General features: G+C 73.4%; 11 protein-coding genes. 6 read left to right on the forward strand and 5 right to left on the reverse strand.

What is annotated here, in order from left to right; translation table 11 throughout:
* Positions 1 to 49: 49 nt before the first annotated feature.
* Entirely contained in the window at positions 50 to 1,003 is a 954-nt protein-coding gene (meaB, locus tag LDL48_RS31400; RefSeq protein WP_225258743.1) for a methylmalonyl Co-A mutase-associated GTPase MeaB, read from the reverse strand.
* A 55-nt stretch (positions 1,004 to 1,058) separates the two neighbouring features.
* Complete coding sequence (locus tag LDL48_RS31405; protein WP_225258744.1) at positions 1,059 to 2,243, reverse strand: acetyl-CoA C-acetyltransferase; 1,185 nt, start codon at positions 2,241 to 2,243, stop codon at positions 1,059 to 1,061.
* Positions 2,244 to 2,319: 76 nt separating this feature from the next.
* On the opposite strand from LDL48_RS31405, the gene mce reads away from it, so the two are divergent.
* The 4 genes from mce (at position 2,320) to LDL48_RS31425 (ending at position 7,493) form a co-directional block, all read left to right on the forward strand.
* Positions 2,320 to 2,778, forward strand: a complete 459-nt coding sequence (mce, locus tag LDL48_RS31410; RefSeq protein ID WP_225258745.1) for a methylmalonyl-CoA epimerase — start codon at positions 2,320 to 2,322, stop codon at positions 2,776 to 2,778.
* Positions 2,779 to 3,056: 278 nt separating this feature from the next.
* A complete protein-coding gene (locus tag LDL48_RS31415) occupies positions 3,057 to 4,349 on the forward strand; it encodes a DivIVA domain-containing protein (protein ID WP_225258746.1) in 1,293 nt (430 codons plus the stop codon).
* A gap of 253 nt (positions 4,350 to 4,602) precedes the next feature.
* The gene (locus tag LDL48_RS31420; protein WP_225258747.1) at positions 4,603 to 6,153 is read left to right on the forward strand and encodes a coiled-coil domain-containing protein; all 1,551 of its coding nucleotides are present in this window, start codon (positions 4,603 to 4,605) and stop codon (positions 6,151 to 6,153) included.
* A gap of 140 nt (positions 6,154 to 6,293) precedes the next feature.
* On the forward strand, positions 6,294 to 7,493 hold the full coding sequence (locus LDL48_RS31425) for an AI-2E family transporter (protein ID WP_225258748.1): 1,200 nt from the start codon (positions 6,294 to 6,296) through the stop codon (positions 7,491 to 7,493).
* Here the strand turns inward: LDL48_RS31425 and LDL48_RS31430 are convergent.
* The 3 genes from LDL48_RS31430 to LDL48_RS31440 are packed head-to-tail and all read right to left on the reverse strand — an operon-like array spanning position 7,490 to position 11,165.
* Positions 7,490 to 9,001 (reverse strand): DUF6297 family protein, encoded by a 1,512-nt coding sequence (locus LDL48_RS31430; protein WP_225258749.1) that lies wholly within the window; start codon positions 8,999 to 9,001, stop codon positions 7,490 to 7,492. The two genes, LDL48_RS31425 and LDL48_RS31430, sit on opposite strands and share 4 nt — an antisense overlap.
* Positions 8,998 to 9,648, reverse strand: coding sequence for an ABC transporter ATP-binding protein (locus LDL48_RS31435; protein ID WP_225258750.1), 651 nt, complete (start codon positions 9,646 to 9,648; stop codon positions 8,998 to 9,000). Before LDL48_RS31435 ends, LDL48_RS31430 begins: the two co-directional genes overlap by 4 nt.
* A gap of 23 nt (positions 9,649 to 9,671) precedes the next feature.
* On the reverse strand, positions 9,672 to 11,165 hold the full coding sequence (locus tag LDL48_RS31440; RefSeq protein ID WP_225258751.1) for an aldehyde dehydrogenase family protein: 1,494 nt from the start codon (positions 11,163 to 11,165) through the stop codon (positions 9,672 to 9,674).
* Between the two features lie 38 nt (positions 11,166 to 11,203).
* Between LDL48_RS31440 and LDL48_RS31445 the strand changes: the two genes are divergently transcribed.
* Entirely contained in the window at positions 11,204 to 11,536 is a 333-nt protein-coding gene (locus LDL48_RS31445) for an Rv1322 family protein (RefSeq protein ID WP_225258752.1), read from the forward strand.
* A 10-nt stretch (positions 11,537 to 11,546) separates the two neighbouring features.
* Positions 11,547 to 12,344 (forward strand): alpha/beta hydrolase, encoded by a 798-nt coding sequence (locus LDL48_RS31450; protein ID WP_225258753.1) that lies wholly within the window; start codon positions 11,547 to 11,549, stop codon positions 12,342 to 12,344.
* Positions 12,345 to 12,638: the final 294 nt, after the last annotated feature.

Raw genomic sequence — 12,638 nt, forward strand, 5'->3', positions numbered from 1 at the left:
CGTAGGCCACAATCCTGAACGATCGCTAAGGCCGAGGTTACCGGGCCGGCTACAGACCTTTGATCAGTTCCTCGGCGGCCGCGTACGGGTCGAGCTCGCCGTCCGCCACCCGGGCCGCGAGCGCGTCGAGCGCCGTACCCTCGCGCACCGAGCCCAGCCGCGCCCGGAGCGTGCCCAGCGCGATCGCCTCGACCTCGACGGCGGCCCGCCGCTCGCGCCGCCGCCGCGCCTCGCCGTTGCCGGCCATCCAGGAGCGGTGCTTCCCGATCGCGGCCGCGATGTCGTCGATGCCCTCGTTCCGGACCGCGACCGCGCGCACCACCAGCGGGCGCCACTCGTCCGGGCCGCGCTCGCCCAGCGCCAGCATGCCCTGGATGTCGCGGTACGTGGCGTCCGCGCCGGGCCGGTCCGCCTTGTTCACCACGAAGACGTCGGCGATCTCCAGGATGCCGGCCTTGACCGCCTGGATCGCGTCGCCCATGCCCGGCGCCAGCAGCACCAGCGTGGTGTCGGCCAGGGACGCGATCTCCACCTCGGCCTGGCCCACGCCGACCGTCTCGACCAGCACCACGTCGCAGCCGGCGCCCTCCAGCACCCGGACCGCCTGCGGGGTGGCCGCGGCCAGGCCGCCGAGCTGACCGCGACTGGACATGGACCGGATGTAGACGCCCGGGTCCATGGTGTGTTCCTGCATCCGGATCCGGTCGCCGAGGATCGATCCGCCGGTGAACGGGCTGGACGGGTCGACCGCCAGCACGCCGACCCGGTGGCCGTCCGCGCGCAGCGCCCGGACCAGTTCGTTGGTGGTGGTCGACTTGCCCACCCCGGGCGCGCCGGTGAGGCCCACCACCTGGGCGTGCCCGGCGTACGGCGCGAGCGCGGCGGCGACCCGGGGCAACTCCGGCGAGCCGTTCTCCACCAGGCTGATCAGCCGCGCCACCGACCGCGCGTCGCCCTCCCGGGCCCGCGCGACCAGCGTCGGCACGTCCCGCCCGGGCCTCATGCCGGGCGGCCTTCCGGAGGCGCTCCCGCCCCCGGCTCCGCCGCGGTGCGGTCGCTCACGCGGGCGGCACCGTGATGATCAGGGCGTCGCCCTGGCCACCGCCGCCGCAGAGTCCGGCCGCGCCGGTCCCGCCGCCGCGGCGCCGCAACTCCAGCGCCAGGGTGAGCACCAGCCGGGCGCCGGACATGCCGATCGGGTGACCCAGCGCGATCGCGCCGCCGTTGACGTTGACGATCTCCTCGTCCACCTTCAGGTCGCGCATCGAGTGGATCACCACCTGGGCGAACGCCTCGTTCATCTCGATCAGGTCGAGGTCCGCCACGGTCCGGCCGGCCTTGCTCAGCGCGTGCCGGATCGCGTTCGCCGGCTGGGCCTGCAGCGAGGTGTCCGGGCCCGCCACGTTGCCGTGCGCGACGATTTCGGCGAGCCAGCGGAGACCGAGTTCCTCGGCCCGGGCCCGGCTCATCACCACGACCGCGGCGGCGCCGTCGGAGATCGGCGAGGCGCTGCCCGCGGTGATGGTGCCGTCCGGGGTGAACGCCGGCCGCAACCGGCTTAGCGACTCCGGCGTGGCGTCCGGGCGCACCCCCTCGTCGGTGTCGATCACCGGGTCGCCGTCCCGGAGACCGGCCTTGACCGGCACGATCTCCTCGGCGAACCGGCCGGAGCGCTGCGCCGCGGCGGCCCGCTGGTGGCTGAGCGCGGCGAAGGCGTCCTGTTCGGCCCGGGAGATGCCGAGATCCCGGCCGCTGCGCTCGGTGGAGTCGCCCATCGAGATGCCGTCCCACGGGTCCATCAGGCCGTCGAACGCGGTGTGGTCGCGGACCAGCACGTCGCCGTACTTGTTGCCCTGGCGGTGGTTCATCAGCAGGTGCGGCGCGTTGGTCATGGACTCCATGCCGCCGGCCACCACGATGTCGAACTCGCCGGCCCGGATCAGCTGGTCGGCCAGCGCGATCGCGTCGAGACCGGACAGGCAGACCTTGTTGACCGTCACCGCCGGCGTGGTCATCGGGATGCCGGCCGCCACGGCCGCCTGGCGAGCGGTGATCTGCCCGGCGCCGGCCTGCAGCACCTGGCCCATGATCACGTACTCCACCTGGTCCGGGCGGACCCCGCCGCGCTCCAGCGCGGCCGCGATCGCCGTGCCGCCGAGCGCGGTGGCGGGCAGGTTCTTGAGGTTGCCGAGCAGGCGGCCCATGGGGGTGCGGGCGCCGCTGACGATCACCGAACTGGTCACAGGGCATCCTGTCTGACGACGTCGGCCGAGGGGGTCGCCCTGGCCGGCTGAACGACGGTTAGATAAGACTATCCGGATGACTGCCTCCGAACCCACCGGGCCGGGCGTTCTCCCCGCCGTCGAATTGCTCCGCATCGACCACGTCGGTGTCGCGGTACCCGATCTCGACGCCGCGCTCCAGTTCTATGCCGAGACGTTCGGCATGCACTGCGTGCATCAGGAGACGAACGAGGAGCAGGGGGTACGCGAGGCGATGCTGGCCGTCGGCCCGGACCCGGACGGACCCCGGCTGCAGGTGCTCGCCCCGGCGTCCCCGGACTCGGCGATCGCCAAGTTCCTCGGCCGCAGCGGCCCGGGGCTGCAGCAACTCGCGTACACCGTGCGGGACGTGGAGGCCACCGCGGAGGCCCTGCGCGCCCGCGGACTCCGGCTGCTCTACGACACGCCGCGGCGGGGCACGGCCGGCTCGCGGATCAACTTCGTGCACCCCAAGGACGCCGGTGGTGTTCTGGTGGAATTGGTGGAGCCTGCCTGATTCGTACCTCTTGCGGGTGAAAGAACCTGACTGTGCTCTCCCCGACTGGCAGGATCGGGACCATAGAGGACGGCCGAACGGCACGGCCCCGGCGACCGGCTCCAGGTACCCCACTGCACAGCAGGTGAGCGCGGGACGGGAGCGTGCGCCGGTCGGCCGTGCCCGGTCGCCGAACGGCCGATGCGGCCCACCCGTCGGCAGTTCACGGCTGATCTACGTTGCGATTCTGAGGCTTGTCCGGTCTTGCGTGCCCCGGGCGGGTTCGCAAGGATGTCGCAATGCCCCAGCAGCAGGATCAGAATCTGGCGTTCTTTGAGACCGCCAACTCACAGCACGACTTCACGGTCGTCCTGCGCGGCTATGACCGCGGACAGGTGGACGCACACCTCGGTCGGCTGATCGCCGCTCTGAACCAGTCCGAGCAGGCCCGCGCCGAGGCCGAGCAGCGGATGAACGACGCGCAGCGCCGGCTGCGGCAGGCGGAACAACGCCTCAACGCACTCGAGCAGAAACTGGCCGACAGCAACAAGCTGCTCGAGGAGAACAACCGGCCGACCCTCTCCGGGCTGGGCACCCGGGTGGAGCAGATCCTGCGGCTGGCCGAGGAACAGGCGAACGACCACCGCAGCGAGGCCAAACGGGAGTCTGAGGGCATTCTCTCCGCGGCCCGCCTCGAGGCCCGGGAGATCACCGACAAGGCCCGCGCCGAGGCCGCCGCGATGAAGGCGACCGCCGAGCGCGAGGCCGGGCAGGTCCGCACGCACGCCGAGCGCGAGGCCGCCGAGGCCCGGGTCCAGGCCCGCCGCGAGGCCGACACGCTGCGCTCCGACGCCGACCGCGAGACCAAGCAGTTGCGTACGGTCACCGCGCACGAGGTCGCCGAGCTCAAGTCCACGGTGGAGCGGGAGGTGAACTCGCTGCGCGCCACGGCCGAGCGGGAGATCACCCAGCTGCGCGCGAAGGCGGCCCGGGAGGCCGAGGAGAAGCGCGCCGAGGCCACCAAGATGCTCACCGACGCGCGGGACAAGCGCGACAAGGATCTGCAGGCCCTGGCGCTGGAGATCGCCGAGCGCCGGGAGAAGACGGAGCGCGAGGAGGCCGAGCGGCACGCCGCCCAGGTCAGCGCCACGCAGAAGATGGTGGCCGAGGCCGAGGAGCGCGCCCGCGCCGCCGAGGACCGCGCCAAGGAGATCCAGCAGCGCGCCGAGAGCCGCCGGGTCGAGGCCGAGCGCAGCTCGGTCGAGACGGTGGAGAAGGCCCGCGCCCTCGCCGACAAGACGGTCACCGAGGCACGCTCCGAGGCGGGTCGCCTGCTGAGCGAGGCGCGCACCGAGGCCGAACTCACCACCCAGGCCGCGCGCCGCGAGGTCGAGGACCTCACCCGGCAGAAGGACGCGGTCACCAACCAGCTGGGCCAGATGCTCTCCGGTCTGTCCGGCCTGGTGCCGTCCGTGGGTGCCGCGGCCAAGGCCGCGGTGGAGAACGCCACCAAGCCGGCCGAGACCCCGGCGCAGCGCACGCCGGAGGCCGAGAACACCGACAAGCCGGTGGCCGCGAAGACAAATTCCTGAGTCTTCGGCCACCCGGCCGCGGAGTTGCGCACCCTCGCCGGGTGCGCAACGGTTAACCGGGCGGCGGTCTGACATCGGCACGGGCCGTATCGGAGTTGCTCCGATGCGGCCCGTGTTCGGTGAGGGGCTGTTGCGGCACACGTAGCCTTATGGCCGTCAACCTTTGCCCGGCAAATCGCAACCAGACGCACACTCCTGCCAGCCGGTGTGTATCGGTATGTCGCAGGACGTTGCGTATGTGAGGATGGAAAGCATGTCGCACGGCGGTGAAATCTTCGGTCTCGGCGGGGACGCGGCCTCCGAGCCCAGCTTCGAGACCGCCCTGCGGGGATACGAGAAGAAGCAGGTCGAACGGTACGTCGCCCGGGCCGAGAACGAGATCGCTGCGCTCGCGGCCGAGCGGGAGCAGGCGTACACCCAGCTCCAGTCCATGAGCGCACAGATCGACCGGCTGCAGCAGGAGGCCGCGCAGGCCAGGCGGCAGAGCGGAGTCGGCACCGAGGTGTCGTTCCGGCACCTCGGACCGCGGGTGGAGCAGATCCTGGCGCTCGCCGAGGAGCAGGCCGAGGCGATCAAGTCCTCCGCCACCGACGACATCGCGGCCCGGCTCGCCGAGGCCGAGCGGATCCGGGCCGAGGCGGAGGCGCACGCGCACAACGGCATCCGCGACTTCGAGATCGCGCTGGCCGCCCGCCGCGCCGAGGAGGAGAAGGTCGACGCGGCCCGCCGCGCTGCGGCGGAGAAGGCCCTGGCGAGCAGCCGGCAGGCGGCCGAGCAGATGCGGGCCGAGGCGGAGTCCGCACTGGGCCGGGCCCGGGCCGAGGCGCAGCAGGTGACCGGCAAGGCGGCGCAGGAGGCGCAGCGGACGCGCGCCGAGGCGGACGGCTACGCCAAGTCCACCCGGATGCAGGCCGATCAGGAGGTCAAGGCGCAACGGGAGAAGGCCAACCAGGAGGTCACCGCCCAGCGCAAGGCCGCCGAGCGGGAGGTCGGCGAGCTGAAGGCCACCGTGGAGCACGAACTGGCCCAGCGCCGGCAGACGGTGGTCACCGAACTCGGCCAGCTCCGGGCCGGTGTCGAGAAGCAGTGCGCCGACCTGCGCCGCGAGGCGGACAAGTACGCCGAGGAGGTGCTGCGCCGCTCCGACGAGCAGGCCACCACCACCCGCAAGGAGATCGCCGCCCAGCAGGAGAAGATCGTCCAGTCCGGACGGGAACTGCAGGCGGCGCAGGCGCGCCTCGCCGAGGCGGAGAAGAAGGTCGCCGAGGCGGCCGAGCAGGCGCAGGCCGCCGAACGCGAGACCGAGCGGGTGCAGCAGCGCCTCGCCGAGGTGCAGAAGCAGCTCGAGGCGGAACTCACGCACGTGGCCGAGGCCAAGCGGGCCGGCGAGGCGGCCGAGCGGCGGGCCGTGGACGTCCGCCGCCAGGTGCAGAAGGAAGCCAAGCGGGTGGCCGAGCTGGCCGCCGCCGCGGTGCTGGCCGCCGCCGCGTCCCCGGACGACTCGGGGGACTACGGCGACGACAACGCCTCCACCGGCTCGCACGCCGCACCCGTGCAGTCGGGGCAGCACTCGGCGGACAAGTCGGCCGCAGCCCAGCACGCCAAGGGGACCGCACCCGCCGCGGGGGCCCAGCACGCCGCGGAGAAGCCGGTCGCGGAGAAGTCCGGCACGGCCCAGCACGCGGCCGAGAAGCCGGTCGCGGCGCAGCACGCCGCGCCGGCCGGCGGCACCGGCAAGGTCAGTGCGTCCGCGAAGGTCACCGTGCCGCCGTCGGCCAGCCGGGTCGGCGCCGACGCGGACTGAACGCGCCGCCTGCCCGGTCACCCCCGGGCAGGCGGGTGGCGGGGGCACGGCGGGGCCGATAGCCTGCCCGCCGGAGCGCTCGGCTACCGCACCGGTGATCCACCGCTGCCCGGGCGTCCGCTGTCGTTGAGGAGGATCCGGTGACGGCCGAGCAACCTCGTCCGGACGAGGTACCCGCCGACGACACGCCCGCGGCCCCGCCGGCCGCCGCGGAGTCGCCGAACGCCGCGGAGTCGCCGAACGCCGCGGAGTCCCCGGACGCCGGCGCCGGGAAGGCGGACCGGGACGACGACCGGTTCGGGCAGCCGGGTGCGCCGCTCAACCGGCGCAGTCCGTTCCTCGTCGGCTTCCTCGCCGGCCTGGGCCTGCTACTGGCGTACGGCGTGTTCCTGAGCCTGCGCAACGCGGCCTCGATCCTGCTGCTGATCTTCATCGCGTTGTTCCTGGCGATCGGCCTCAACCCCGCCGTGGTGCGGCTGCACCGGCTCGGGCTGCCCCGCGGCCTGTCCGTCGCGGTGGTGGCGCTGTCCGTGCTGCTGCTGCTCTGCGGCGGGGTCTTCGCGCTGGTCCCGCCGCTGATCACGCAGACCGGCGAGCTGATCGAGAACGTGCCCGAGTACATCCGCGCCCTGCAGCGCAACGAGACGGTCAACGACCTGATCCAACGGTACGACGTGCTCGAACGGGTCCAGGGAGCGCTGAACCCCGGCACGGTCACCAACGCGCTCGGTGGCGTGGTGGGCGGTGCGCGGCTGCTGTTCGGCACGATCTTCAACGTGCTGACCGTGGTAGTGCTGGTCATCTACTTCATGGCCGCGTTCGACCGGATCAAGGAGGCCGGCTACGGGCTGGTCCCGGCGTCCCGGCGGCAGCGGGTGCGGCTGCTGGCCGACGAGATCCTGGCCAAGGTCGGTGCGTACATGGTGGGTGCGATCGCGATCGCCGTGCTGGCCGGCGTCAGCACGTGGGGGTTCGCCATGGTGGCCGATCTGCCGTACCCGTTCGCGCTGGCCGTGGTGGTCGCGGTCTGCGACCTCATCCCGCAGATCGGCGCCACTCTCGGCGCGGTCGTGGTCAGCCTGGTCGGCGTGGCCGACTCGCTGACCACCGGCATCGTCTGCGTGGTCTTCTTCCTCGTCTACCAGCAGGTGGAGAACTACCTGATCTATCCGAAGGTGATGCGCCGCTCGGTCCAGGTCAGTGACGTGGCCGCGGTGGTGGCGGCGCTGGTCGGCGTGGGCCTGTTCGGCGTCATCGGCGCGCTGGTCGCGATCCCGATGGTGGCCGCGGTCCAGCTGATCGTCCGCGAGGTGATCAACCCGAGCATGCAGCGGCGCTAGAGATCAACCCGCCGCGGTGACGTGGTGAGCCGCAGGTACGCCCACACCCCGAGCGCCGCGGCCACCGCCTGCCCGGTCACCCCGGCCCAGGTCAGCGGGCCGCCCACGGCGATCAGCAGCACGGTCGGCAGGCCCAGCACCAGCATGTCGATGCCCACCACCACGCCGATCAGGGGACCGGTGGCGAGGGTGCCCATCGGGGTGTCGATCGGCAGCAGCCCGTTGTCGACGAAGCCGGCCCGGGCCCGCCGCACCGCGATCACCGCGCCCACCGGGCCCAGCACGAGGCCGAGGGCCCACCACGGCCCGGCCGGCAGCACGTCCAGCAGCCGCAGGACGGTCAGCGCGGCGGTGCACCAGAGCGCCGCCAGCACGCCGGGCACGCAGAGCCGCTGCGCGATCGCCGCCCGGGAACCGAGACCGAGCAGCCGCAGCAGGACCGGGTTGCCGGCGTCGGTGCGTACCGTGGCGGTCGAGGTGCCCGCGGCGACGGTGCCGCCGGCCAGCACCGCGACCGCGAGCAGCCAGGGCGGTGCGGAGGCCAGCAGCGCGGGCAACGCGACGGCACCGGCCAGCGCGACCAGCCGCCCGGGCCGGCGCCGCACCAGCAGCAGGTCCTGGGCGATCAGGACCGGGACCCGGCGCCGGAGCCGCGCCGAGCGCAGCCGCCGCCGGGCCCAGTACCGCCGCTGCACCAGGTCGGTGACGAACGACGGTTCGACGCCGTGCGCCGAGTCGAGCAGGGTGCCGGCCGTGGCGGCGGCCTCCAGGATGCGGTCGTTCGGTGTGCCGGCGAGTCCGCGTACCGCCGCGACCAGGCCGGTCGTCACCGCCAGCGCGAGCGCGCCGGCCACCGCGAGCAGCCCGGTGTCGTCCGGCCAGGCACCGGCGGCCGGCGGCAGGTCCACCGCCGAGTCCACCACCAGGCCGGCCAGGCCCGCCGCCAGCACCAGCGACGCCGCACCGTCCAGCCACGCGGCCCGGCGGCGACCGGCCTGGGCCGCCATCGCGACCAGCAGCACCCCGACGCCGGCCAGGGCCCCGATCGCGGGCAGGATCACCTCGGCCTGTCCCGGCACCGGACGCGGAGCGACGTGGCCGACGATCGCGAGCGTGGCCAGTCCCGCCGCTCCCCCGGCGGACACCGCCGCCAGCCAGAGCGCGGGCAGGAGCAGGACGCGCCGGCTCAGCGGCGCGGTGAGCAGCCAGGACGTCGCCGGGCGGCTGAGCGCGACCGGGCCCAGCCGGCGCAGCGCCGGATGGAGCGTGCCGAGCACGACCAGGAACAGCGCCACCCCGGCCAGCGCCGAGGCGTTCGGCGCCACCGGCCAGAACACCGCGCGCAGGTACCGGTGCACCAGGCCGCCCACCACGACGGCGAGGAAGACCAGGAGGTATGCGGTGCCGGCCGACTCGCCACGGTCCCGGTGCGCGGACCGGGTGCGCCGGATCCAGCGGCGGACCGGGCCGGCGCGGACCACCGGCGGGGCCGACGAACCGGCGGTCACGGTGCGGCCGGCACCGGAGCCAGCGACGCCATGGTGGTGAGGTGCACGCCGGAACGTTCCGCGAACCCGTCGTCGTGGCTGGCCATCAGGATCGAGCCGCCGGCCTCGAGGTACTCGGTCAGCAGCCCGGCGACCAGGTCCCGTCCGGCGGTGTCGAGCCGCTGCTCCGGCTCGTCCAGCACGAGCAGCGAACTGGGCCGCAGCAGGGCCAGCGCCAGCGTGAGCCGCTGCTTCTGCCCGGAGGACAGCGACGGCGGGATGGCGTCGGCGTGCCCGGCCAGGCCGAACCGGTCCAGCGCCTCGTCGATGCCGGCGGCCTCCGGGTCCTGGCCGTGCGCCCGGCAGACCAGCTCGGCGTGCTCCCGCGTGGTGAGGCCCGGATACCAGGTCGGCGGCTCCACCGTGGTGACCACGGCACGCCAGAATTCCGGCGTGGTCCCGGGAGGACCGCCGAAGACCCGGATCTCGCCGCGGTCCGGCCGGTGCAGTCCGGTGACGCAGCGCAACAGCGTGGACTTGCCGATGCCGTTCTCGCCGGTGACACAGACCCCGGCGCCCTCGGGCACGGTCAGCGCCACCCCCGCCAGCACCGGGACCGGGCCGTAGCTGACGTGCAGGCCGTCGACCTCGACCGCGTGTTCCCCCATGGCCGCGACGGTAGCAATCCCGGTCAGGGGCGCCGGTTGAAGAGGAACCGCAGCGTTCGGATGATCCGCCGGACCTGCGCGGGGGTGCGCTCGAACGTCATGGCGGGCAGCAGCGAAGGCCCCCGGCGCACCGTGACCGACTTCGGCCGGGCGAATTCGCGCAGGCCGTCGTCGCCGTGGATGCGCCCGAAGCCGGAGTCGCCGACGCCGCCGAACGGCAGGTTGGCCATGCCGACGAAGGTCAGCGTCGAGTTCACCGCGACCATGCCGGTGTGCATCCGGCGGGCGATCCGGACCGCGTCCGCCTTGCCGAAAACCGCGCCGCCGAGGCCGTAGCGCAGCGCGTTGGCCCGGCGTACCGCCTCGTCGGCGTCCGCCACCCGGGTGATCGTGAGCGTCGGCCCGAACGTCTCCTCGCGGATCGCCGCCGACTCCTCCGGGACGTCCACCAGCACGGTCGGCGCCACGTACGGGGGCTGCACCGCGTCCGCGCCGCCGAGGACCGCGCGCCCGCCGTGGGCCAGCGCGTCGGCGATGTGCCGGCGGATGGTCTCGATCTGGCCCGGCATGGTGATCGGCCCGATGTCCTCGCCGACGGTGAGCCGGGCGGCCCTGGTCACCACCGCGTCGACGAACGCGTCGTAGACCGGGGCCACCGCGTACGCCCGCTCGATCCCGATGCAGGTCTGCCCGGCGTTGGTCATCGCGCCCCAGACCGCCGCCTCGGCCGCCGCGTCCAGGTCCGCGTCGGCGTCCACGATCAGCGCGTCCTTGCCGCCGGCCTCGATCGTCGCCGGCACCAGGTTCTCGGCGCAGGCGGCCAGCACCTTTTTGGCGGTGGCGGTGGACCCGACGAAAACCATCTTGTCCACACCGGAGCGGCACAGCGCGGCGCCCACGTCGCCCGCGCCGTGCACCGCCTGCAGGACCGGCTGCTCCGGCACCACCTCGCCGAACGTGTCCACCAGCCACTGCCCGACCGCCGGGGTGTACTCGCTGGGCTTCAGCACCACCGCGTTGCCGGCGGCCAGCGCGCCGGACAGCGGGCCGAGCGGGGTGAGGATCGGATAGTTCCACGGGCCGATCACCCCGACCACGCCGTACGGCCGGTACTCGAGGTGACCGGCGTGCTCGGCGAGCAGCAGCCGGCTGCGTACCCGGCGCGGGCCGAGCACCCGGCGGGCGTTGCGGGCGGCCCAGTCGGTGTGCTCGATCCCGGCGCTGGCCTCCACCACCGCGTCGGCGATCGGCTTGCCGGTCTCGGCGTGGGTCAACTCGGCCAGTTCCTCGATCCGATCGGCCAGCACGGCGCGCCAGCGCAACAGCCGGGTCCGCCGGCCGTCGAAACCCAGCGCGGCCCACCAGGCGCCGGCTTCGCGGGCCCGCCGCACGTTTTCCGCGACCGCGTCCGCGTCGGCGGCCGGGAACCGGCCCGCCTCCGCGCCGGTGACCGGGTTCGTGGAGATCAGGAAGCCGTTCTCGAACACCGGCAGGCCGGGCGTACGGGTAGCCGTCATGAACGTGAGTTTAGTTCGCACACGTATCCTTGTGACCTGTGAGCCCTCGTCGAAATCGTCCGCGCCGATCGTCCGCGTCGCCGCAGCCGCCGGCCGAGGAGCGCGTGCGCAAGGGCGTCGAGGGTGTCCAGCAGTACCGGGACGGCGAGTGGATGGTGCGCAGCATCTTCGGCGGGGCGGCCGCTAAAACGTACCGGTGCCCGGGTTGTGTCCAGGAGATCCGCCCCGGCGTGGCGCACGTGGTGGCGTGGCCGGTCGACGGCCGCGGCGACGAGACCGACCGGAGGCACTGGCACACGGGTTGCTGGCGGGCCCGGGACCGGCGCGGCCCCGCGGTGGAGCGCTCGCGCAGCGCCCCGCGCTATGGGTGAAAATGGTCCGGTGACCACAGCCATCCGCGCGAACTCGATCCTCCCCGCCCACCGGGAGGACATCGAACTGCACACCGCCGACGGCCTGACCCTGGTCGGCGAGCTGGCCCGGCCGCTGGACCGCGACCCGGTCGCCACGCTGGTGTGCCTGCACCCGCTGCCCACCCACGGCGGCATGATGGACAGTCACGTCTTCCGCAAGGCCGCCTGGCGGCTGCCGGCGCTGGCCGGGATCGCGGTGCTGCGGTTCAACACCAGGGGTACCAGCAGCGTGCGCGGCACCAGCGAGGGTGAGTTCTCCGCCGCCGTGGACGAGAAGTACGACGTGGCCGCCGCGATCGAGTACGCCGAGTTCGCCGACCTGCCGGACATCTGGCTGGTCGGCTGGTCCTTCGGCACCGACCTGACGCTGATGCACGGCCACGACCCGGCGGTCCGGGGCGCGATCCTGCTGTCCCCGCCGCTGCGCTTCTCCGAGCCCGCCCACCTGGACGTCTGGGCCGGTTCCGGCAAGCCGCTGACCGCGATCATCCCGGAGTTCGACGACTACCTGCGCCCCGCCGAGGCGGCCGAGCGGTTCGCCGCGGTGCCGCACGCCGAGGTGGTGCCGGTGCCGGGCGGCAAGCACCTGTGGGTGGGCGACGCCGAGACGGTGCTCGACGAGATCGTCCACCGGGTCGCCCCGGACGTGCCGGTCCCGCTGCCGCGCACCTGGGACGGCCCGATCGAACAGGGCGACATGAACGCGTACGCGGACCGTACGGTGGCCGCGTTCGCCGACGTCGAGGTGCCGAAGCCGCTGGCCTAGGCCCCGTTTCGTAACCCGCCCAAGTGCGAGACGAGGTCCAGAGTGTGGCTGGCATCGGCCGCGGGGCGCCCTCATACCGGTGTTGTATGTGGGCGTTTCGCGGACGCTGTCAGGCGCGCTCTGGGCCACGTCGGAGCCCTGGGCGGGTTACGAAACGGGGCCTAGAACTTGAGTTTTAACGTGTGGCGGGGTTGCATCGACCCTGGTTGATCATGAGGACAGCCCTTGATTGATCATCTTCTTGTCTAGGGAAGAAGATCCACACCAAGGGCTGTCTGGTGATTAGTGTGCATG

It is taken from the genome of Jidongwangia harbinensis (assembly GCF_020216025.1).
GTDB lineage: Bacteria > Actinomycetota > Actinomycetes > Mycobacteriales > Micromonosporaceae > Actinoplanes > Actinoplanes harbinensis.